At 66.0% G+C, this 19,702-nt stretch carries 21 protein-coding genes; 9 read left to right on the forward strand and 12 right to left on the reverse strand.

Annotated elements, in window-relative coordinates; all coding sequences use genetic code 11:
* Positions 1-5 precede the first annotated feature (5 nt).
* Positions 6-1,517, reverse strand: coding sequence for an Asp-tRNA(Asn)/Glu-tRNA(Gln) amidotransferase subunit GatB (gatB, locus tag OC184_RS13625; RefSeq protein WP_265507731.1), 1,512 nt, complete (start codon positions 1,515-1,517; stop codon positions 6-8).
* A gap of 272 nt (positions 1,518-1,789) precedes the next feature.
* On the opposite strand from gatB, the gene OC184_RS13630 reads away from it, so the two are divergent.
* Positions 1,790-2,425: a lytic transglycosylase domain-containing protein gene (locus OC184_RS13630; RefSeq protein ID WP_265507732.1), complete on the forward strand. Its 636-nt coding sequence runs from the start codon at positions 1,790-1,792 to the stop codon at positions 2,423-2,425.
* Positions 2,426-2,477: 52 nt separating this feature from the next.
* Here the strand turns inward: OC184_RS13630 and OC184_RS13635 are convergent, their stop codons facing one another.
* Positions 2,478-3,863, reverse strand: coding sequence for a M20/M25/M40 family metallo-hydrolase (locus tag OC184_RS13635; RefSeq protein WP_265507733.1), 1,386 nt, complete (start codon positions 3,861-3,863; stop codon positions 2,478-2,480).
* Positions 3,864-4,025: 162 nt separating this feature from the next.
* On the opposite strand from OC184_RS13635, the gene hemA reads away from it, so the two are divergent.
* Together hemA and OC184_RS13645 are read left to right on the forward strand one after the other, a co-directional pair.
* Complete coding sequence (gene hemA, locus OC184_RS13640; RefSeq protein ID WP_265507734.1) at positions 4,026-5,255, forward strand: 5-aminolevulinate synthase; 1,230 nt, start codon at positions 4,026-4,028, stop codon at positions 5,253-5,255.
* Between the two features lie 108 nt (positions 5,256-5,363).
* A complete protein-coding gene (locus OC184_RS13645) occupies positions 5,364-6,644 on the forward strand; it encodes a helix-turn-helix domain-containing protein (protein ID WP_265507735.1) in 1,281 nt (426 codons plus the stop codon).
* A 31-nt stretch (positions 6,645-6,675) separates the two neighbouring features.
* Here the strand turns inward: OC184_RS13645 and OC184_RS13650 are convergent, their stop codons facing one another.
* On the reverse strand, positions 6,676-7,725 hold the full coding sequence (locus OC184_RS13650) for a dipeptidase (RefSeq protein WP_265507736.1): 1,050 nt from the start codon (positions 7,723-7,725) through the stop codon (positions 6,676-6,678).
* Between the two features lie 125 nt (positions 7,726-7,850).
* Between OC184_RS13650 and OC184_RS13655 the strand changes: the two genes are divergently transcribed.
* The gene (locus tag OC184_RS13655; protein ID WP_265507737.1) at positions 7,851-8,171 is read left to right on the forward strand and encodes an antibiotic biosynthesis monooxygenase family protein; all 321 of its coding nucleotides are present in this window, start codon (positions 7,851-7,853) and stop codon (positions 8,169-8,171) included.
* Positions 8,172-8,245: 74 nt separating this feature from the next.
* Positions 8,246-8,881, forward strand: coding sequence for a ParA family partition ATPase (gene parA, locus OC184_RS13660; RefSeq protein ID WP_265507738.1), 636 nt, complete (start codon positions 8,246-8,248; stop codon positions 8,879-8,881).
* Here the strand turns inward: parA and OC184_RS13665 are convergent.
* The 3 genes from OC184_RS13665 to OC184_RS13675 all read right to left on the reverse strand — a co-directional run bounded on the left by OC184_RS13665 (position 8,878) and on the right by OC184_RS13675 (position 10,206).
* Positions 8,878-9,558: an NAD-dependent deacylase gene (locus OC184_RS13665; protein WP_265507739.1), complete on the reverse strand. Its 681-nt coding sequence runs from the start codon at positions 9,556-9,558 to the stop codon at positions 8,878-8,880. The two genes, parA and OC184_RS13665, sit on opposite strands and share 4 nt — an antisense overlap.
* A gap of 4 nt (positions 9,559-9,562) precedes the next feature.
* The gene (locus OC184_RS13670) at positions 9,563-9,865 is read right to left on the reverse strand and encodes a hypothetical protein (RefSeq protein ID WP_265507740.1); all 303 of its coding nucleotides are present in this window, start codon (positions 9,863-9,865) and stop codon (positions 9,563-9,565) included.
* A gap of 122 nt (positions 9,866-9,987) precedes the next feature.
* Positions 9,988-10,206, reverse strand: a complete 219-nt coding sequence (locus OC184_RS13675; RefSeq protein ID WP_265507741.1) for a heavy-metal-associated domain-containing protein — start codon at positions 10,204-10,206, stop codon at positions 9,988-9,990.
* Between the two features lie 42 nt (positions 10,207-10,248).
* On the opposite strand from OC184_RS13675, the gene OC184_RS13680 reads away from it, so the two are divergent.
* The 4 genes from OC184_RS13680 (at position 10,249) to lepA (ending at position 14,615) form a co-directional block, all read left to right on the forward strand.
* Positions 10,249-10,944, forward strand: coding sequence for an HAD family hydrolase (locus OC184_RS13680; protein WP_265507742.1), 696 nt, complete (start codon positions 10,249-10,251; stop codon positions 10,942-10,944).
* Positions 10,941-11,882, forward strand: a complete 942-nt coding sequence (locus tag OC184_RS13685) for a DMT family transporter (RefSeq protein ID WP_265507743.1) — start codon at positions 10,941-10,943, stop codon at positions 11,880-11,882. Before OC184_RS13680 ends, OC184_RS13685 begins: the two co-directional genes overlap by 4 nt.
* Before the next feature lie 173 nt (positions 11,883-12,055).
* The gene (locus OC184_RS13690) at positions 12,056-12,751 is read left to right on the forward strand and encodes a type 1 glutamine amidotransferase domain-containing protein (RefSeq protein ID WP_265507744.1); all 696 of its coding nucleotides are present in this window, start codon (positions 12,056-12,058) and stop codon (positions 12,749-12,751) included.
* A 64-nt stretch (positions 12,752-12,815) separates the two neighbouring features.
* Positions 12,816-14,615 (forward strand): translation elongation factor 4, encoded by a 1,800-nt coding sequence (gene lepA / locus OC184_RS13695; protein WP_265507745.1) that lies wholly within the window; start codon positions 12,816-12,818, stop codon positions 14,613-14,615.
* A 23-nt stretch (positions 14,616-14,638) separates the two neighbouring features.
* On the opposite strand, the gene OC184_RS13700 is transcribed toward lepA, so the two are convergent.
* The 6 genes from OC184_RS13700 to OC184_RS13725 all read right to left on the reverse strand — a co-directional run bounded on the left by OC184_RS13700 (position 14,639) and on the right by OC184_RS13725 (position 19,310).
* Positions 14,639-15,022, reverse strand: a complete 384-nt coding sequence (locus OC184_RS13700; RefSeq protein ID WP_265507746.1) for a hypothetical protein — start codon at positions 15,020-15,022, stop codon at positions 14,639-14,641.
* A gap of 173 nt (positions 15,023-15,195) precedes the next feature.
* On the reverse strand, positions 15,196-15,342 hold the full coding sequence (locus tag OC184_RS13705) for an entericidin A/B family lipoprotein (protein WP_265507747.1): 147 nt from the start codon (positions 15,340-15,342) through the stop codon (positions 15,196-15,198).
* Positions 15,343-15,403: 61 nt separating this feature from the next.
* On the reverse strand, positions 15,404-15,787 hold the full coding sequence (gene rbsD, locus OC184_RS13710; RefSeq protein WP_265507748.1) for a D-ribose pyranase: 384 nt from the start codon (positions 15,785-15,787) through the stop codon (positions 15,404-15,406).
* Positions 15,788-15,796: 9 nt separating this feature from the next.
* On the reverse strand, positions 15,797-16,978 hold the full coding sequence (locus OC184_RS13715) for a dipeptidase (RefSeq protein WP_265507749.1): 1,182 nt from the start codon (positions 16,976-16,978) through the stop codon (positions 15,797-15,799).
* Positions 16,972-17,493 (reverse strand): GNAT family N-acetyltransferase, encoded by a 522-nt coding sequence (locus OC184_RS13720; RefSeq protein WP_265507750.1) that lies wholly within the window; start codon positions 17,491-17,493, stop codon positions 16,972-16,974. Before OC184_RS13720 ends, OC184_RS13715 begins: the two co-directional genes overlap by 7 nt.
* Complete coding sequence (locus OC184_RS13725) at positions 17,490-19,310, reverse strand: M3 family oligoendopeptidase (protein ID WP_265507751.1); 1,821 nt, start codon at positions 19,308-19,310, stop codon at positions 17,490-17,492. Before OC184_RS13725 ends, OC184_RS13720 begins: the two co-directional genes overlap by 4 nt.
* Positions 19,311-19,702: the final 392 nt, after the last annotated feature.

The raw sequence follows: 19,702 nt of genomic DNA on the forward strand, positions 1-19,702 counted from the left end.
TGATCCTATTGGCCCAGCTTTCGCGCAACCAGTTCGTTGACGGCTGCCGGGTTCGCCTTGCCGCCAGTGGCCTTCAGCACCTGGCCCACGAACCACCCCGCCAGCTTGGGATTGGCCTTGGCCTTCTCGACCTGTGCGGGATTGTCAGCGATGATCTGGTCCACCGCTGCCTCGATGGCGCCCAGGTCGGTGACCTGCTTCATGCCGCGCGTCTCGACGATCTGGGCCGGATCGCCGCCTTCAGTCCAGAGGATCTCGAACAGGTCCTTGGCGATCTTGCCAGAGATGTCGCCTCGCCCGATCAGGTCGATCACGCCGCCCAGCTGCGCGGCCGACACGGGCGAGGTCTGGATCGTCAGCCCTTCCTTGTTCAGGCGGCCGAAGAGTTCATTGATGACCCAGTTCGCGGCCATCTTGCCGTCGCGCCCCTCGGCCACGGCCTCGAAGAAGTTCGCGCTCTCGACTTCGGCGGTCAGCACGCCAGCGTCGTATTCCGACAGGCCCAAGACGGTGACAAACCGGGTTTTCTTTTCATCCGGCAATTCGGGCATGGACGCGGCGATGTCGTCGATCCACACCTGCTCGATATCCAGCGGCAGCAGGTCGGGGTCCGGGAAATAGCGATAGTCGTGCGCCTCTTCCTTGGATCGCATCGACCGGGTCTCGCCGCGGTCGGGGTCATAGAGCCGGGTTTCCTGCACGATGCTGCCGCCGTCCTCCAGGATGGCGATCTGGCGGCGCGCCTCGTATTCGATGGCAGCCTGGATGAACCGCAGCGAGTTCATGTTCTTGATCTCGCAACGCGTGCCCAGGTGGCCGAAATCGCCGGTCTCCTGGAAGCGTTCATAGTCGCCCGGCTTGCAGACGCTGACGTTCACGTCGGCGCGCAGGTTGCCGTTCTGCATGTTGCCATCGCAGGTACCCAAGTAACGCATGATCTGGCGCAGCTTGCTGACATAGGCGGCCGCTTCCTCGGGACCGCGGATGTCGGGGCGGCTGACGATCTCCATCAGAGCGACGCCGGTCCGGTTCAGGTCCACAAAGGACATGGTCGGGTCCATGTCGTGGATCGACTTGCCGGCGTCCTGTTCCAGGTGGATACGTTCGATCCGCACGCGGCGGGCGATGCCGGGGGCCATGTCCACGATGACCTCCCCCTCGCCAACGATGGGGTGGTAGAGCTGGCTGATCTGATAGCCCTGCGGCAGGTCAGGGTAGAAATAGTTCTTGCGGTCGAAAGCGCTGCGCAGGTTGATCGCGGCTTTCAAGCCCAGCCCCGTGCGCACCGCCTGCGCCACGCAGAACTCGTTGATGACAGGCAGCATGCCGGGCATGGCGGCATCAACGAAGGCGACGTTGCTGTTCGGCTCGGCGCCAAAGGCAGTCGAGGCGCCAGAGAACAGCTTGGCCTTCGACGCGACCTGGGCGTGCACCTCGAGGCCAATGACCAGTTCCCACTCGCTTTTCGCACCCTGGATCACCTTGGGGGCCGGGGGGGTCAGGGTCAGGTCAAGCATGGGGGCCTCGTCTGCGGCTTTCGGGTCTGGCGGCGTTATTAGGGCAAGGCCGAGGGATTGTCACGGGCTGGCGGTTGACAGGGCAACGCCCGTCGAATCGGCGGCGTCACCGGGACAAAGGATAATAAACGATGAATTCTCGGTAATTTCCGGGGCGCTGCGGGGCTGTTCGGCGGATTTCCGAGCATCGAAAAAGGCGCACGCGGCGCGTTCCTGCCGACGCAAAATGCGGTATCTTGCGGCATTTTGCGGACCGGATATGGCGAAAGGCGATGAAACTGCCCTTCGAGGTCCCGATGCGCGCCGCGCTTTCCCTTGCCGCCCTTGCCCTGGTGGCCGCCTGTTCCACGACCCCCTCTACCGCGCCGGATGCGCAGGTCGAGGTTCAGGAGATGGCCCTGACCCAGGAGCCCCCGATGCGGTGGGGAGAGCGCAACGGTTCCGATGAATGGACCCGCGCCACGCTGGCGGCGCTGGACCGCGAGGGCGTGACGATCATGTCGCGCGTGCCGAACGATATCGCCGAATTCTGCCCGAATTACCGCCAGCTGGCGCAGCCGGGCCGCAAGGCGTTCTGGGCAGGCCTGCTGTCGGCGGTGGCCAAGCACGAAAGCACCTATAACCCGCAGGCGTCGGGCGGTGGCGGCAAGTGGCTGGGCCTGATGCAGATCGCTCCCGCGACCTGGCGGCACTATGGCTGCGACGGCAACATCAAGAACGGCGCCGACAACATGGCCTGCGCGGTGAAGATCATGTCGCACCAGGTGGGCCGCGACAATGCGGTCGCCCGCGACGGTAGCGGCTGGCGTGGCGTGGCGCGTGACTGGGCGCCGATGCGCAGCGCGTCGAAGCGCGCGGACATCGCCGCCTGGACGTCCAGTCAGAGCTATTGCTCGGCCAAGGGCTGAGCGCCGGTCCTGAAATTCAGTGGAGGGCGAGCGCTGCTCGCCCTCTCTTGATTCAGCGCAGGGCGGTCAGGATGCGCGCCCAGGACCGGGCGCCCTTCGCGAAGCTTTCAACGTCGTATTTCTCGTTCGGCGAATGAATGCGGTCATCGTCGCGGGCAAAACCGATCAGCAGCGAATCCATGCCGAGGATCTCCCGGAAGTCGCCCGCGATCGGGATGGACCCGCCGGCGCCGATGAAGGCCGCCTCCTGACCCCATTCCTCGGTGAGCGCGTCCTTGGCCAGGCCGAAGGCGGGGTCCGAGATGTCCATGACGCTGGCCGGGCTGGCGCCGTGGTCGTGGAAGGAGACGCGGCAATCGGCGGGCACGAAGCTGCGGATGTGGTTCTGGAACGCGTCGCGGATGCGCTGCGGGTCTTGCTGACCGGTCAGGCGGAAGCTGACCTTGGCGCGGGCCTGCGCCGGAAGCACCGTCTTGAAGCCCGCCCCGGCATAGCCGCCGGCAATGCCGTTGATCTCGGCCGTAGGCCGGTTCCAGACCATCTCGAGCGGAGTGCGGCCGGTCTCTCCGATGGGGCTTGAGAGGCCGACGCGACCCAGGAACTCGGCCGCGTCGAAGCCGAGCGCGTCCCAATCGCGCGCCAGTTCGGGCGGCAGGTCGGCAACGCCGTCATAGAAGCCGGGCAACGTGACGCGGCCGTGGTCATCCTTCAGTGCTGCCAGCGCCTTTGACAGGATCATGATCGGGTTGGCCGCCAGCCCGCCGAAACTGCCTGAATGCAGGTCGCGATCCGCGGCCTCGATCACCACCTCTTGCCCGACAAGCCCGCGCAACTGCGTGGTGATCGCGGGCCGGCCGTCGGCATAGCGGGCCGTGTCGCAAATCACCGCCAGCGAGGCTTTCAGCTCGTCCGCATGCTGCTGCAGAAACGGCCGCAGCGAGGGCGAGCCTGACTCCTCCTCGCCCTCGAACAGCAGGATCAGGTCGGTGGGCAGGGTGCCGTGAACGGCCTTCCATGCACGGAACGCCTCGACGAAGGTCATCAGCTGGCCCTTGTCGTCCGATGCGCCGCGCCCGCGGATGACCCGTCCCTGCGGCGTCTCCTCGATGGCGGGATCGAATGGCGGGCGGTCCCACAGCTCCAGCGGATCGACCGGCTGGACGTCGTAGTGGCCATAGAACAACAGGGGCCGGGCACCACCGGGCGCCGAGCGCGCAACGACCATCGGATGGCCCGGCGTGTCGTGCACAGCGGCGTCGAAGCCCAGACTCGCAAGCTCGGCACGCAGCCATTCGGCCGCGGCACGGACATCAGCCGCATGCGCCGGATCCGTCGAGATCGAGGGGATGCGCAGGAACTCGGTCAATCGCGACAGGGCGTCGTCGAGGCCCTTGTCCAACTGCGTCAGCATGTCCCCCAGACTTGATTGATCGGCCATGATTGCTACCTTTTCCTGTGTCGGTGGCACGCCGGCAACTGCCCCTTTGGTCCAGTCGCGACGTTTTGGATCTGTCATTTTCGCCGTTTGACCTCTATCAAGGCAGACAGCGCGCGATCGGACAATGATCGCACCCAGCCAGCTACGCAAGGGATCGCCCGCATGAAGTACGACGCCGCATTGGACCAGGCCATTTCGCGACTGCACGAGGAAGGGCGTTATCGGACCTTTATCGACATCGAGCGCGCGAAGGGCCGGTTCCCGCAGGCGGTGTGGAACCGTCCCGACGGCCAGCGGCAGGAAATCACCGTCTGGTGCGGCAACGATTATCTTGGCATGGGCCAGCATCCCGTCGTCCTGGCCGCGATGCACGAAGCGCTGGACGCGACCGGCGCAGGGTCCGGCGGTACGCGCAACATCAGCGGCACGACCGTCTATCACAAGCGCCTGGAATGCGAGCTTGCCGATCTGCACGAGAAGGAGGCCGCGCTGGTCTTTTCCTCGGCCTATATCGCCAATGATGCCACGCTTTCCACGCTGCCGAAGCTGTTTCCCGGTCTGATCATCTACTCGGACGAGCTGAACCACGCCTCCATGATCGAGGGGATCAAGCGCAACGGCGGCGCCAAGCGGATCTTCCGACACAACGACCTGGCTCATCTGCGCCAGCTGCTTCAGGCCGACGATCCGGCCGCGCCCAAGCTGATCGCATTCGAATCGATCTATTCCATGGACGGCGACTTTGGCCCCATCGAGGCGATCTGCGATCTGGCACGGGAATTCGGGGCGCTGACCTATCTGGACGAGGTGCATGCTGTCGGCATGTACGGCCCGCGCGGCGGCGGCGTGGCCGAGCGTGACCGCCTGGCCGGTCGCATCGACATCATCAATGGCACGCTTGGCAAGGCGTTCGGCGTCTTCGGCGGCTACATTGCGGCCAGCGCCAAGATGTGCGACGCGATCCGGTCCTATGCGCCGGGCTTCATCTTCACGACGTCGCTTCCTCCTGCGGTTGCAGCAGGGGCTGCGGCGTCGATCGCGTTCCTGAAGACACCCGAGGGGCAGAAGCTGCGCGATGCCCAGCAGTTGCACGCGCGCATCCTGAAGATGCGGTTGAAGTCGCTCGGCATGCCGATCATCGACCACGGCAGCCATATCGTGCCCGTTCATGTCGGCCATCCGGTCCACTGCAAGGCGCTGTCGGACATGCTGCTGCGCGACTACGGCATCTATGTCCAGCCGATCAATTTTCCGACCGTCCCCCGCGGGACCGAGCGTTTGCGCTTCACGCCCTCGCCGGTGCACGACCCGAAGCAGATCGATCACCTCGTGCGTGCAATGGATGCGCTTTGGTCGCACTGTGCCCTGAATCGCGCGGAATTGAGTGCGTAACACAATCCCTGCGTGAACTGCTCTCGCCCGCGTGATAACCTGCGGGTAAACAAGCGATGGTACTGTCCGATTCGGATAGCCATATAACGGGCTTATGAGGCATACGGGATGAGCAGGCTGCGGGCACATGACCCGGCAGAGGGGTTCGCGCAGGTGGAGGTGAACACTTCCTTCCTCGACGACGACACGCGTTTGGGCGACCTCATGCGGGGAGAGCGCGCGACATTGGGCAAGTCACTGCTCGATGTCCAGCGAGAGTTGCGCATCCGCGCGTCTTATGTCGCCGCCATTGAAAACTGCGATATCTCGGCCTTCGACACGCCCAGCTTCATCGCGGGATATGTTCGGTCCTATGCGCGCTATCTGGGCATGGACCCGGACTGGACGTTCCGCCGCTTCTGCCAAGAGTCGGGGTTCCAGCCGACGCATGGCATGGCCGCCTCGGCCTCGGGTCCCAAGCCCGCGAGGCGGCCGTCCGATCCGGCCGAGGCGCTGGCCAATCCGCGTGCGCTGTTCATCCCGCAAGAGCGCAGCTTCTGGGCCGATGTCGAGCCACGGGCGATCGGCGCCGTCCTCGTGCTGTTGGCGGTGATTGCTGGGCTGGGCTATGGCGGGTGGGCCGTCCTGCAAGAGGTTCAGCGAGTCACGCTGCTGCCTGGCGACGAACTTCCCGCTGTCGTCACCGCGCTTGACCCGACTGAGGGTGCCGGCCTTTCCGACCCCGAGCTCGTACAGTCCGAGGGGCGCGACATCGCGCAGTCGCTGCCGCAGCCCGAGGCGCTGGACCGCCTCTATCGGCCGCAGATCCTCGAGGCGCCGGTCCTGACGGCGCGGGACGGTCCCATTGCGGCCATCGATCCGGGGCTGATGGACAGCGGTGCGACGATCGACCAGGTGATCGCATCGGTGGGCAGCGCCGCTTCGACGCAACCGGCGGCGGAGTTCAATCCCGCAGACTTTCTCGGCCCTGTCGCCCCGCCGCGTCTGGCACAGGCCCCGGCCGAGCCGGGGGTGCGGACTGTTGCCCCTGACGCCGCGCAGCTGGAGCTGCTGTCGGTGCGTCCCGCCTGGGTGCGGGTGACCTCTGCCGACGGCACGGTGCTGCTTGAAAAGATCATGGACGCCGGCGAACGCTTTGCCCTGCCTCGGCTGGAGGAGCCGCCGCTGCTGCGTACAGGGAATTCGGGCGCGGTCTATTTCGCGGTCAACGGCCAGGCTTACGGGCCCGCTGCCCCTGGCGCGCAGGTCGTCAGCAAGATCGAGCTGTCGGTGGACAATCTGACCGGAAAGTTCGCCTTGGCTGACCTGTCCGCCGATCCCGAGCTGGCCAACATGGTCGCGGTGGCGCAGATTGCCATACCGGCGGGGCAGGAATCGACCGTCGAATAGGAGGAGGCCGGACGACGCGTCCGGCCGCCGCTCAGGCCTTCCAGGTTCGCTGCAGGACCGAAATCCAGTTTTCGCACGCGATCTTGCGGATCAGGTCGTCGCCATAGCCATGCGCCGTCATCGCCCGGATCAGCGCGGGCAGGGCGGCCGCATCGCCAAGATCGCGCGGCATCAGTGCCCCGTCAAAGTCAGACCCCAGTGCCACGCCATCCTCGCCCAGGATGCCGATCAAATGGTCCAGATGTCGCAGCATGATGCCAAGATCCTCGAGCGGCTGGCGCCGCCCGTCGGGCCGCAGGAAGCTGGAGGCGAAGTTCAGTCCGACCAGCCCGCCGCTCTCGGCGATCTGGCGCAGCTGCCGGTCTGTCAGGTTGCGGCTGCTGGGGCTGATGTCGTGGACGCAGCTGTGGCTGGCGACCAGCGGGGCGTCGGACAGCCGGGCCACATCCTCGAATCCTGCCTGATTCAGGTGCGACAGGTCCAGCATGATGCCTAGGGCGTTGCAGTCGTGAACCAGCCGGCGCCCCGCATCCGTCAGTCCGCCCCCAATGTCAGGTGAGGACGGGAATGCGAAGGGCACTCCTTCGGCATAGGCGGTCGGCCGCGACCAGACAGGCCCAAGCGACCGCAGCCCGGCAGCATGCCACAGGTGCAGCGCGTCCGGATCGCGAATTGCCTCAGCGCCTTCCATGTGCATGATCGCGGCAATGCGACCAGCCGCGATGCAGGCGCGCAGTTGCGCCACGTCGCGCACCACCTCCAGCGTGCCGGTGCGTTCCAGCGATAGCAGAGCGGCGGCCTGTTCGAAGGCATGGGGCAGCGCTTCGTCATGCGGGATCTGGTCGGGCAGGTCCATCGCGAAAGGAGGGTTTTCCATCAGGCGGACCGCGTCGGTGTCGTTCGGGCCCATCGGCGCCGGAATCCAGATCGCAAAGAACCCGCCAACCATGCCGCCGGCGCGCATGCGCGGCAGGTCCAGATGGCCGGTGCCATCCCCTTCGAGCCAGACGCGCGCACCGCCGCTGCCAGCGGCGACCACGCGCTGCAGGGAATCGTTGTGGCCGTCAAAGACAGGTATCATGGCGTCGTCCTTTCGCTTCCTCGGCCGCAGATTGCACGTCCTGCAGTTCGGCCGCAATGCTTTGCGCTGCGGTGCGTCCGCGCTAGGCTGCCTGGCAGAGCCAAGCCAGCAGAAGGACGCCAGCCATGCCCACGATCAACGCCGACTTTCAGGGTCAGACGGTCATCACCACCTTCGAGGTGACGCCAGGCAGCGCCCATGACGTGCTGGATCTGCTGACGGATGCATGGTCGCAGGTCATCAGCCGCCAGCCCGGTTGCCTTGGTGGCGCGATCCACCTGAACGACGCCCAAACCCGCATTGCGACCTATTCGCAATGGCGCGACCGCCGCGACTATCAGGCGATGCTGCGCGATCCCGAAATGCGTCGCCGCAACCGTGACATCCACGCCATGTGCAAAAGCTTCGAACCCGTGATGTACGAGGTTCAGGGCGTCTATCCCTGATGCTGCAGGTGCAGAAACAGGGTGCATTCGGCTGACGCGCTGCTAGGCTGGACCGAAATGAACGGAGGGACAGCATGGCGGGCCGGATCATCACCGTGGCGCAACAGAAGGGCGGGTCCGGCAAGACCACGCTGGCGGTGAATCTGGCGGTCTGCCTGCACGCGCGGGGGCATTCGGTGGCGCTGGTCGATACGGACCCGCAGGGCAGCATGGGCCGCTGGTTCATGGAACGGATGCAGGCGCGGGGCGAGGACGAGGCGATGGATTTTTCGACCTCGTCCGCCTGGGGGGCCAGCTACGAATCCGAGAAGCTGAAAAGGCGCTTCGACTTCGTGATCATCGACACGCCGCCCAAGATCGACAGCGACCTGCGGCCGGCGCTGCGGGTGGCCGACCTGGTGCTGGTCCCGGTGGCCAGCAGCCATGTCGACCTATGGGCGACCGAGGGCGTCATGGACCTGGCGCGGCGCGAAAAGGCCGAGGTGCTGGTAGTTTTGAACCGGACGCGGCCCAACACCCGGCTTTCGGCCGAGGTGGCGCAGAAGGCGGCCGATCTTGGCGCTGCGGTGGCGGCCGTGCAGGTGTCGAACCGCGTCAGCTATGCCGAGAGCCTTGGCCAGGGACTGGGTGCGATCGAGCGTGCGCGGACGGGGCCCGTGGTCGACGAGATGGCCGCGCTGACGGACGAAGTCCTGGCCGTAATGGCCTAGCCGATCAGGCTGTCCACCCAGTCGGGAACCGTGCGGGTCGCGGGCCCAAGGATGCGGCGGTCGAAATCGCGGGCATTGCTGCTGGCGTCCATGTTGAGTTCCAGGCAGTCGGCACCGTTGCGCCCCGCATGCTGCGCGAAGCCTGCCGCGGGATACACGTTCCCCGACGTCCCGATTGCCACGAACAGATCAGCATCCTGAAGCGCCGCCCAGATCTCCTCCATGTGCTGCGGGATCTCTCCGAACCACACGATGTCCGGGCGCGTGGTGGGCCGGCTGCAGGCGGGGCAGAAATCCGTGACCGCCATCGTGGCCGGCGCGGGCCAGCGGTGGCCGCAGGCGGCACAGCAGGCGCGGTTCAGCGCGCCGTGCATGTGGATCACGCGGGGACTGCCGGCCCGTTCGTGCAGATCGTCGACGTTCTGCGTGACGAGCGTCAGGTCGTGATGCGCCGCCAGCCTGGCCAGCGCCTTGTGCGCGGCATTGGGTTGCGCGGCGGCGGCGGCCGCACGGCGCATGTCGTAGAAGCGCAGCACCAGGCCCGGATCGCGGGCGAAGGCCTCGGGCGTGGCGACGTCCTCGATCCGGTGCTGTTCCCACAGCCCGTCCGAGGCGCGGAACGTCGCAAGCCCGCTTTCGGCCGAGATCCCGGCGCCGGTCAGGACGGTGATGCGCATGGCCTCAGCGGCAGAGACGCTCGGCCTGGGTCGCAAAGTTACGATAGCGGCGCCAGAAGGCATTGTCGCTGTCGCGCTTGGAGGTGCGGACCTCTTGCGCGCGGTGCGGGTCGCGGAAGAACTGCGCTGCCTGGCGTTGGTCGGACCGCGACAGCGTCTGGTTCGCCACCTGCTGGATGCAGCCGCAGAGCGGCGCATTGCCGCGGGCGCGGTCGGACCGGACGCAGGCCGAGTCGATGGGCCCGGCCATGGCCAATGGCGTGGTCATGACGACCGCGGCGGCCGCGATGATGAAACGGTTCAGCATGGACTGTCTCCTCGATTTCCGTGCGATTGACGGGCAGCCGGTTCACCCGGTCTCAGCGCCCTTGACGGTTCGGCAAGCCTAGCAGGAACGGGGCCGGCGCTCAATCACGCCAGCGTGCGTTTTCATGACGCGGGCGTCGGGCTGTATCCGGTCTCGATGATCGCCTGCCGGGCGGTGTCCGGATCGATGCCGGTGACGGTGACACGCTTGCGGTCCAGGTCCACTTGCGCTTGCCCCTCCTTTGCGGCAACGGCTTTCTCGACCGCTGCCTTGCAGTGACCGCAGGTCATGTCGGGAACGTCGAAGATCATGGCTTCCTCCGAAGGTGAAAGCTGGATCATGGTGGCCGCATCGCCGGGTGGCAAGATTGGAAAGGAGCCGTCATGATCGAGGCTATCGGGCTGGATGCCGATGACACCTTGTGGGAGAACGAGACCTTCTTCCGCGTGACCGAGGCCGAGTTCTGCGGCCTGCTGGCCGAACACGGCGACGCCGAGGCAATCGCCGCGCGCCTGTTCGACACCGAGCGTGCGAACCTTGCGCACTATGGCTATGGCATCAAGGGCTTCATGCTGTCGATGATCCAGACTGCGGTCGAGCTGACCGACGGGGCGGTGGACGGGCGGACAATCAGCCGCATCCTAGAGCTGGGCCAGGAAATGCTGGCGCATCCGGTGAAGCTGCTGCCGGGTGTGCCCGAGGCGCTGGACCGCCTCACGGGCCGCACCCTCATCCTGATCACCAAGGGCGACCTAATGGACCAGGAACGCAAGGTCGCGGCCTCTGGCTTGGGCGAGCGATTCGCGGCCGTCGAGATCGTGGCCGACAAGACGCCCGAGGCCTATGCCCGCGTCCTGCACGGGCAGGGCGTCGCGCCCGAGCGGTTCCTGATGGCCGGCAACTCGATGCGCAGCGACGTGATCCCGGTGCTGGAGATCGGCGGCTGGGGCGTCTTCATCCCGCATGAACTGACCTGGCTGGTCGAGCGGGTTGACGCGCCAGACCATCCCCGGCTGCGGCAGCTGGGCAGCATGTCGGAACTGCCGGATCTGGTCGCCCGGCTGGAGGACGCGGCATGACGGCAGGCGCTGCCACCGCGCGGCTTGGCGAGAGCGGCCAGGCGGCGCTGTTCATGATCGCCTCGATGGCGATGTTTTCGGTCGAGGACGCCTTCATCAAGACCCTGACCGGGGGCATACCGATCTGGCAGCTGCTGACCACGACGGGCGCGCTGGCAGCCGGCGTCTTCTGGCTGCGACTTGCTCGGCGCGGCGGGCGTCTGTGGACGCGGGGGTTGCTGCACCCGATGGTCCTGATGCGCAATCTGGGAGAGGTGGTCGGCGCGGTCAGCTTCGTCACCGCGCTGGCGATCGGTGAACTGGCATCGACCTCGGCCATCCTGCAGGTGCTGCCGCTGACCCTGGTCCTGGGTGCGGCGCTGTTTCTGGGCGAGAGGGTGGGCTGGCGACGGTGGGCCTCGGTCGCAGTGGGGTTTGCAGGCGTGCTGTTGATCTTGCGGCCCGGCACAGCGGCGTTCCAGCCGGCCATGCTGTGGGCGGTGGCGGGGGTCGCCGGGCTGACGCTGCGCGATCTGGCCACGCGGCGGGTGCCGAGGGACGTGGCGTCGGACCAGCTGTCGGCCTCGGCCTATGCGGCGATGGTGCCGGCGGGGCTGGTACTGGGCGCCGTAGGAGGGCAAGGGGCGGTCGTGCCGGACCTGACGCAGGTGGCGCTGCTGGCCGGCACGGTGGTGTTCGGCGTCCTGGGTTACGCAACACTGATTGCGGCGTCGCGGTTGGGAGAGGCCTCGGTCGTGGCGCCGTTCCGCTATACGCGTCTTGGCTTCGCGCTGCTGGTTGCGGCGCTGGTCTTTGGCGAGCGGCCAGACCTGCCGATGCTGATCGGGGCAGGGCTGATCGCTCTGGCGGGGATCTATACAATGTGGCGTGAGGCCGGGCTGCGGCGCGTGCGTATGGACGAGCAGGTCGACGGCCTGATCCGCCCCGGCCCGCGCTGAGCAAGGGCAGGAAAGCCGCCCGCGGCCCCATCGAGGGGCCTTGGCGGCTGCGCGACCCGTGCGGGATCGCGCGCGCGCCTTCGCAGCGTGGTCGGGAACCGCGGCCGACCCGTGCTCATTGTCCGGGCGGAGCCGCGTTGAAGGCGGTGCCGCGCAATCGGAAGGAGCACGACATGCCAAAGGCGCTTATCATCCTGACGTCCCACGACACGCTTGGCGACAGCGGCGAGCCCACCGGGTTCTATTGGGAGGAACTGGCGGCGCCCTACTGGATTCTGTCCGATGCCGGATACCGGGTCGAACTTGCCAGCATCAAAGGCGGCAGGCCACCGGCGGATCCGTCGTCGGAGGCCGACGAGGCGGTCACGGCCGCGGTGCGCCGGTTCTGGGCGGACGACGCGGCGATGCACCGGCTGGATCACACCGAGCGGGTTGAGGATGTCGAGGTGTCGGGCTGCGACATCGTGTTCCTGCCGGGTGGCCATGGCACGATGTGGGACTTGCCCGAGTCCGATGCGCTCGGCGCGCTTCTGGCCCGCGCCTGGGACGCGGGCGCCGTCGTCGGCGCGGTCTGCCACGGGCCAGCGGGCCTGCTGGCGGCCAAGCTGTCGTCGGGGGCACCGCTGGTCGAGGGGCGGCGCGTCGCAGGCTTTACCAATGCCGAGGAGGACGCCGTGGGTCTCTCCGATACGGTGCCGTTCCTGTTGCAGGAGCGCCTGAAGGCCTCGGGCGCCAGCTTCCAGTGCGGGCCGGACTGGCAGTCCTTCGCCGTATCGGACGGCAAGCTGGTGACGGGTCAGAACCCGGCGTCCTCGGCCGAAGTGGCGCGCCTGATGCTCGAGGCGGCCAACCTGCCGACGGTGCCGTGATACAAACGGCGGGCGGGCGCGAAACCCTCTTTTCGCGGCTTGCGCGCACCTGTATAGCCCGGCCATGACCGAGCTGTCCCTCATCCGCAATTTCTCGATCGTGGCGCATATCGACCACGGCAAGTCCACCTTGGCCGACAGGCTGATCCAGTTGACGGGAACTGTCGCCGAACGCGACATGAAGGCCCAGATGCTGGACAGCATGGACATCGAGCGCGAGCGGGGCATCACAATCAAGGCGAACACCGTCCGCATCGCCTATCCGGCGCAGGACGGGCAGACCTATGTGCTGAACCTGATCGACACGCCGGGCCACGTGGACTTCGCCTATGAGGTCAGCCGGTCGATGCGTGCCGTCGAAGGGTCGCTGCTGGTGGTGGACGCCACCCAGGGGGTCGAGGCGCAGACGCTGGCCAACGTCTATCAGGCGATCGATGCCAATCACGAAATCGTGCCGGTCCTGAACAAGATCGACCTGCCGGCGTCCGAGCCCGATCGGGTGAAGGCGCAGATCGAGGACGTGATCGGCATCGACGCGTCCGAGGCGATCCCGATCTCAGCCAAGACGGGCCTGGGGATTCCCGACGTTCTGGAAGCCATCGTCAAGCGGCTGCCGGCGCCCAAGGGCGACCGGAGCGCGCCCTTGAAGGCGATGCTGGTCGACAGCTGGTACGACGCCTATCTGGGCGTCGTCGTGATGATCCGCGTCATGGACGGCGTGATCCGCAAGGGCGACCAGGTCAAGATGATGCAGACCGGCGCGACCTATCGGTTGGACAAGCTGGCCGTGCTGACGCCCGCGATGCGCGACATCGAGGAACTGGGGCCGGGCGAGATTGGCGTTTTCACCGCATCGATCAAGCAGGTCCGCGACACGCGCGTAGGCGACACGATCACGCACGAGAAGAAGCCCGCAGACCGCGCACTGCCGGGCTTCAAGCCTGCGCAGCCGGTGGTCTTCTGCGGGCTGTTCCCTGTGGACGCCAACGACTTCGAACCGCTGCGCGACGCGATCGAGAAGCTGGCGCTGAACGACGCGTCCTTCAGCTATGAGATGGAGACCTCGGCCGCGCTTGGCTTCGGTTTCCGCTGCGGCTTCCTGGGGCTTTTGCATCTGGAAGTAATCCGCGACCGGCTGGAGCGCGAATACGATCTGGACCTGATCACCACCGCGCCCTCGGTTGTCTTCAAGCTGCATATGCGCGACGGAGAGGTGCGCGACCTGCACAACCCCGCCGACATGCCCGACCTGACGCTGGTCGACCATATCGAAGAGCCGCGCATCAAGGCCACGATCATGGTGCCGGATGAATTTCTGGGCGACGTGCTGAAGCTGTGCCAGGACCGCCGCGGCATCCAGATGGACCTAACCTATGCCGGCAGCCGCGCCATGGCGGTCTATGACCTGCCGCTGGCCGAGGTGGTGTTCGACTTCTATGACCGGCTTAAGTCGGTTACCAAAGGCTATGCCAGCTTCGATTACCAGATCAGCGAATACCGCGAGGATTACCTGGTCAAGATGTCGATCCTGGTGAACGACGAACCCGTGGACGCGCTGTCGATCATGGTGCATCGCGACCGTGCCGAAAGCCGCGGCCGCGTGATGGTCGAGAAGCTGAAGGATCTGATCCCGCGGCACATGTTCAAGATCCCGATCCAGGCGGCTATTGGCAGCCGCGTGATCGCGCGCGAGACCCTGTCGGCGATGCGCAAGGACGTGACGGCCAAGTGCTATGGCGGCGACGCGACGCGGAAGAAGAAGCTGCTGGAAAAGCAGAAGGCCGGCAAGAAGAAGATGCGCCAGTTCGGCAAGGTTGAGATCCCGCAGACCGCCTTCATCCAGGCGCTGAAGATGGACAGCTGAAGGGTTGCAGTGCGGCGCGGGCTTCAGTGGTTGAAGAACGGGATCTCGATGCGGCAATGGGCCGAGACCGCTTGTCCGATCGAAATAGACCCGTCCCGAGGCCCTGCGCCGAATTGTGACAGACCAGCGCCCTCGGCCTTGTTCGACTGATCCAGCGTGAAGAGGATGCCATCTCCTGCGCCGCGCGGCTTGGGGCTGGCACGCCAGAGCCGCGTCGTCACAGGCAGGTCGAGCGCCCGCTGCGCAAAGTCGCCGGCGGCGCACCAATAGTCGGTGTCCATCTTGCCGCTGTCGAACGGCACCCCGATCTCGGTGGTGCCGACCTGCACCGCCTCCATTCCGTTCCGCGCCAGGAACGCAGCGGCGGGCGACGGAGCAAGCAGAAGCAGGATCGCAAGCAGGCGCATGGGCGTGCCTTTAAGATGGGTTGGGGACGATCATCCCACCTTGTTCCCGTCGGCGCAACAGGTCGTATCAATACCTTGCCGGCTGTAAGGCGGGTCGCCGGCTCCGGGCCAAGGATGCATTCAAATGAGAACCCCGGAGCGGACGCTCCGGGGCCAGTTCAAGGCGGCGCTGCTTACAGGCCGGCCTGAACCTCGGCGCTTTCCTCCTGCACCACCTGTCCGGCGGTCGACAGGTCGCGGCCCGCGCCCTGCACTGTCTCGCAGGCCGCCAGCGCAAACATCGCCAGAACGGCGCTCAGTCCCAGGATTTTCTTCTGCATCTCGTGATCTCCTTTGCCAACCATCTGAGTTTGCAACGCAACCTGCTGCAGCAGGTTCCCGTCAAAATGCGACGCCGGACCACAGGCAGATGTTTGCATAAGGCGTGAACTCTCCGGTCCGGACCACGGCGAGAGCCCCGGCTGATTTGCGCTTGAAGTCGTCATGCGAGGCACGGTCAAGGGTGCCGATCTGCCGGGTCGCAAATTGTTTGACCAGGTCCGCCGGGGCCTCGGTCGCCAGAAGTGAGCGTTCGACCACCATCTCGGACAGGATCGCGTCCAGCACGTCGAAGATGCCGGGGACCCCGCGGGTGACGGCGAGATCCACGCATTCGACGCCGCGCGGCACGGGCAGGCCGGCATCGCCGATGACGATCAGATCGCCATGACCCAGTCCAGCGATCAGCCCGGACAGCCGCGAATGCAGAAGTTGCCGTCGTTTCATCTGAAGCTCCTATCTTTGCGGCAGCGTCTCGGCCAGATAGGCCATCATGTTGCCACCCATGACCTTAGCGATCTGGCTGTCCGACAGCCCGCGATCCATCAAGGCCTGAGTCAGCGCCGGAAGATGCGCGGCGTCGAAGGGCGCGTCGACCGATCCGTCCCAGTCAGAACCGAGCGAGACGTGATCCTCGCCCACCACCTCAATCGCGGCGGCGATGGCTTCGGCCACGTCAGCGGGGGTACGTCCGCAGACGACGTCGGACCAATAGCCGATGCCGATCAGCCCGCCGGCCTGCGCGATACGGGCCATCATGTCGTCGTCCAGGTTTCGCGGGCCGGGGCAGTGGCTGCTGATTCCGGTATGCGACAGCACGGGGCGGGCGCCGGGGATGGCTAGCACGTCCTCGACCATCTGCGGCGCGGCGTGGGTAAGGTCGATGATCATGCCAAGCTGCATCATGCGGTCGATCACCTGCCGGCCGAAATCCGACAGTCCGGCGCCGCTGCCGCCTTCGCCATGCAGGCTGCCGCCAAGCTCGTTGTCGAAAAAATGCGTCAGGCCCATCAGTCGGAAGCCTGCGTCGTATAGCCCGTCAAGCTTATCCAGGTCGCCTTCCAGGGGATGCCCACCCTCGGACCCAAGGATGGCACCAAGCACGCGCTGCCCGCCGGCTCGCGCTGCCAGAAGCTGCGCCAGATCCCCCTGCGTCCTGATGATGCGCAGCTGATGCGGGGCGCGGCGGGCCGCGTCCTCCAGCGCCTCGGCCTGCACCAGTGCCCGTTCGTAGAGCGAGAACCACGCTTTCGGCGGGCGGAGCTGACCGACGAACAGGGGCGTGATGTTGTCGCCGCTGGCGGCGCTGTTCTGGTCGTAGTTCTGGCCGCGCGGGCTTTTCGTCACCGTCGTGAAGACCTGCACGGCCATGTTGCCGTCCAGCAGGCGCGGCACGTCCGTGTGACCGCGGTCGACGCGCGTCAGCAGGTCGCGATCCCACAGCAGAGAATCCGCGTGCCAGTCGTTGATCACCAGCTGCCGGTGCAGGGCGCGCGCCTCCTCGCTGACCGGCCAGCCCTCCTCGGGCATCGTCACGGGGTTCATCGACCGCTCGACATAGGCCGGGGCCAGCGCGAAAAACGCCACCAGCACGACGACGAAGACGACGGCAAGAGCCAGCAGGATGCGTTTCAGCATTCGCTCTCCGAACATGGCGCGACGGCGGGGATGGTATCGTCCGCAGGCCGAAGGTCAAGGCGCAGGACGTGCTGAGGCCCCAAGTTTCCGCCCAGGTAGAGCTGTCCCTCATCGCGGAAGCCGGCCGAGAGATAGGTCGCGCGTGCGGCCGCGTTGATGGTGTTGACGGTCAGCACGCAGGTCCGCGCGTCGGGATAGGTCTGCCGCAGGTGGCGCCGAAGCTGCGCCATGGCCGCCTTTCCGATGCCGCGCCCCTGCTGCGCGCGGTCTATCATGACGCCGCGCAGTCCCAGCTCTTTGGGACAGGCAAGGTTCATCCGCGCGGCATAGTCGCGGTCGATCTTGAAGAAGCCGACCGCGACCCCGTCCAGACGGACCGCGTGAAAGTCGCAGCTTGGTTCGTCCGCGGCGAAGTGGCTGGCGATGCTGCCGCAAAAGGGCTCCTGCTCGGGCGCAACCGCGATGTGGCTGACATCGTCGAAACGATCGCGCCCGAGCAGTGACAGGGTGATCACGCCTCCAACGCCTCGAGCTGGTCGATGAAGCCCTCGATCATCGACAGGCCCTTGTTCCAGAAGGCCGGGTCCGAGGCATCAAGGCCAAAGGGCGCCAGAAGCTCCTTGTGGTGCTTGGACCCGCCCGCCTTCAGCAGATCGAAGTACTTCTGTTGGAAGTCCGGCAGCCCGTCTTCGTAGGCGGCATAGAGGGCGTTCACCAGACCATCCCCGAAGGCATAGGCATAGACGTAGAAGGGCGAATGCACGAAATGCGGCACATAGGTCCAGAAGGTCTCGTAGCCCGGCATGTATTCGAAGACCGGGCCCAGGCTCTCGTGCTGGACCTGCATCCAGATCGCGTTGATGTCGTCCGGGGTCAACTCGCCCTCGGCACGGGCGGCGTGCAGCCGGCATTCGAAGTCATAGAAGGCGATCTGGCGCACGACCGTGTTGATCATGTCCTCGACCTTGCCGGCCAGCAGCGCCTTTTTCTGCGCCGGATCGGTGGTCTTGGCCAGAAGCGCGCGGAAGGTCAGCATCTCGCCGAAGACCGAGGCGGTTTCGGCCAGCGTCAGCGGCGTCGAGGCCAGCAGTTCCCCCTGCGCAGCTGCAAGGCGCTGGTGGACGCCGTGACCGAGCTCATGCGCCAGCGTCATGACGTCGCGCGGCTTGCCCAGATAGTTCAGCAAGATATAGGGATGCGCCGTGGTCACCGTCGGATGGGCGAAGGCGCCGGGGGCCTTGCCGGGCTTCACGGCAGCGTCGATCCAGCCCTTGTCGAAGAATGGCTGCGCTAGATCGGCCAACTGGGGCAAGAAGCCGGCATAGGCGTCCATCACGGTCGCCTGCGCCTCGGGCCAGTCGATGCTGCGCGGCGACTCGGTCGGCAGGGGCGCGTTGCGGTCCCAGACCTGCAGCTTCTCCAAACCAAGCCACTTCGCCTTCATAGCATAATAGCGGTGCGACAGGCGCGGATAGGCGGCGGTGACGGCGTTCCTTAGCGCCTCGACCACCTCGGGTTCAACGTGGTTCGACAGGTGCCGGCCGTATTGCGGCGTTGGCATCTTGCGCCACTTGTCCTCGATGGCCTTCTCTTTGGCGAGCGTGTTGTGGATGCGCGAAAACAGCCCGACATTCGCGGTGAAGACCGATGCCAGCGCCCGAGCACCGGCTTCGCGCCGGGTGCGGTCATGGTCGGTCAGAAGGTTCAGCGTGGCTTCCAGCCCAAGCGTCTCTCCCTCGACGTCAAAGGTCAGTGCGGCGGTGGTTTCGTCGAACAGGCGGTTCCAGGCGGCGGCACCCACGACAGAATTGTCGTGCAGGAACTGCTCCAGCTCGTCCGACAGCTGGTGGGGGCGCATCGCGCGCATCCGGTCGAAGACGGGCTTGTAGCGCGCGGGGCCGTCGGGCGCGGTGAAGACGGCCTGATACGTCTCATCCGGGATGCGGTTGAACTCCAGGCTGAAGAACACAAGCGGTGTCGTCAGGTCGGTAATCTTGCCCTGCAGGTCGCCCATCTGCTTGGCGCGCTGAGGATCGGTCGTGTTCTGGTAATAGCGCAGCCCGACATAGGACATGATGCGCCCGGCCAAAATGTCGATCTGTTCATAGCTGCGGATGCAGTCCAGCATCTGCGGCGGCGTCAGGTTGGCCAGTTTGCCCTGGTATGCGGCTGCGAAGTCCCGGACCATCCCGTCCAGCTTCTGGACGTCACCCGTCAGCTCGGGGCTGTCGGGGGCGGGGTAGAGGTCGGTCAGATCCCATTCGGGAAGGGTGCCGAAGTCGCCCTGGCTGCGCGCGGGCTCGGTTGCGTCAAAGGCGATCTTGCCTGCCATCATCTGTCCTTTCTGTCGCTTGTCCCCGATTTGGACGTTGCGGGCCGCCCGCACAAGGTGCTGCCTTGATCAGAGCCGGTCGAAGGCCCGCGCGTGACGGATCGCGCTGCCGGCCGGCAGGTCGCCATGGATCTGCAGTTCAGGGCCCGACCAAGGGGACTGCAGCGTCGCCGCCCGGAAGCCCGCCTTGCCATGGAAAGTCCGGCCTGAACAACTCCTACCGTTTTGATTTGATGTGCTGAAGCCGCGGTTCTGCTCGCTTCGGATTGCGGGGTTTGGTATGCTCTGGCCAGAAACCCTGCAGTTTCCGGTCGCCGATGAAGCCCCATCCCCGCGCCCCTGAGCAGGATGACCTGCTCCGTCCACGATTAGTCGACATGATCGACACGCGC

Origin of the sequence: Paracoccus rhizosphaerae, from assembly GCF_026162645.1 — a bacterium.
Lineage (GTDB): Bacteria > Pseudomonadota > Alphaproteobacteria > Rhodobacterales > Rhodobacteraceae > Paracoccus > Paracoccus rhizosphaerae.

Bases quoted from the DNA above. Each gene is read 5' to 3' on its own strand.
- OC184_RS13665 (WP_265507739.1), bottom strand. From the start codon at position 9,558: ATGCGCATCACCGTCCTGACCGGCGCCGGGATCTCGGCCGAAAGCGGG.
- OC184_RS13700 (WP_265507746.1), bottom strand. From the start codon at position 15,022: ATGCGCCTGCTTGCGATCCTGCTTCTGCTTGCTCCGTCGCCCGCCGCT.
- gatB (WP_265507731.1), bottom strand. From the start codon at position 1,517: ATGCTTGACCTGACCCTGACCCCCCCGGCCCCCAAGGTGATCCAGGGT.
- rbsD (WP_265507748.1), bottom strand. From the start codon at position 15,787: ATGAAACGACGGCAACTTCTGCATTCGCGGCTGTCCGGGCTGATCGCT.
- OC184_RS13655 (WP_265507737.1), top strand. From the start codon at position 7,851: ATGCCCACGATCAACGCCGACTTTCAGGGTCAGACGGTCATCACCACC.
- parA (WP_265507738.1), top strand. From the start codon at position 8,246: ATGGCGGGCCGGATCATCACCGTGGCGCAACAGAAGGGCGGGTCCGGC.
- OC184_RS13690 (WP_265507744.1), top strand. From the start codon at position 12,056: ATGCCAAAGGCGCTTATCATCCTGACGTCCCACGACACGCTTGGCGAC.
- lepA (WP_265507745.1), top strand. From the start codon at position 12,816: ATGACCGAGCTGTCCCTCATCCGCAATTTCTCGATCGTGGCGCATATC.
- OC184_RS13705 (WP_265507747.1), bottom strand. From the start codon at position 15,342: ATGCAGAAGAAAATCCTGGGACTGAGCGCCGTTCTGGCGATGTTTGCG.
- OC184_RS13630 (WP_265507732.1), top strand. From the start codon at position 1,790: ATGAAACTGCCCTTCGAGGTCCCGATGCGCGCCGCGCTTTCCCTTGCC.
- OC184_RS13670 (WP_265507740.1), bottom strand. From the start codon at position 9,865: ATGCTGAACCGTTTCATCATCGCGGCCGCCGCGGTCGTCATGACCACG.
- OC184_RS13725 (WP_265507751.1), bottom strand. From the start codon at position 19,310: ATGGCAGGCAAGATCGCCTTTGACGCAACCGAGCCCGCGCGCAGCCAG.
- OC184_RS13650 (WP_265507736.1), bottom strand. From the start codon at position 7,725: ATGATACCTGTCTTTGACGGCCACAACGATTCCCTGCAGCGCGTGGTC.
- OC184_RS13715 (WP_265507749.1), bottom strand. From the start codon at position 16,978: ATGCTGAAACGCATCCTGCTGGCTCTTGCCGTCGTCTTCGTCGTCGTG.
- OC184_RS13645 (WP_265507735.1), top strand. From the start codon at position 5,364: ATGAGCAGGCTGCGGGCACATGACCCGGCAGAGGGGTTCGCGCAGGTG.
- OC184_RS13635 (WP_265507733.1), bottom strand. From the start codon at position 3,863: ATGGCCGATCAATCAAGTCTGGGGGACATGCTGACGCAGTTGGACAAG.
- OC184_RS13685 (WP_265507743.1), top strand. From the start codon at position 10,941: ATGACGGCAGGCGCTGCCACCGCGCGGCTTGGCGAGAGCGGCCAGGCG.
- OC184_RS13680 (WP_265507742.1), top strand. From the start codon at position 10,249: ATGATCGAGGCTATCGGGCTGGATGCCGATGACACCTTGTGGGAGAAC.
- hemA (WP_265507734.1), top strand. From the start codon at position 4,026: ATGAAGTACGACGCCGCATTGGACCAGGCCATTTCGCGACTGCACGAG.
- OC184_RS13675 (WP_265507741.1), bottom strand. From the start codon at position 10,206: ATGATCCAGCTTTCACCTTCGGAGGAAGCCATGATCTTCGACGTTCCC.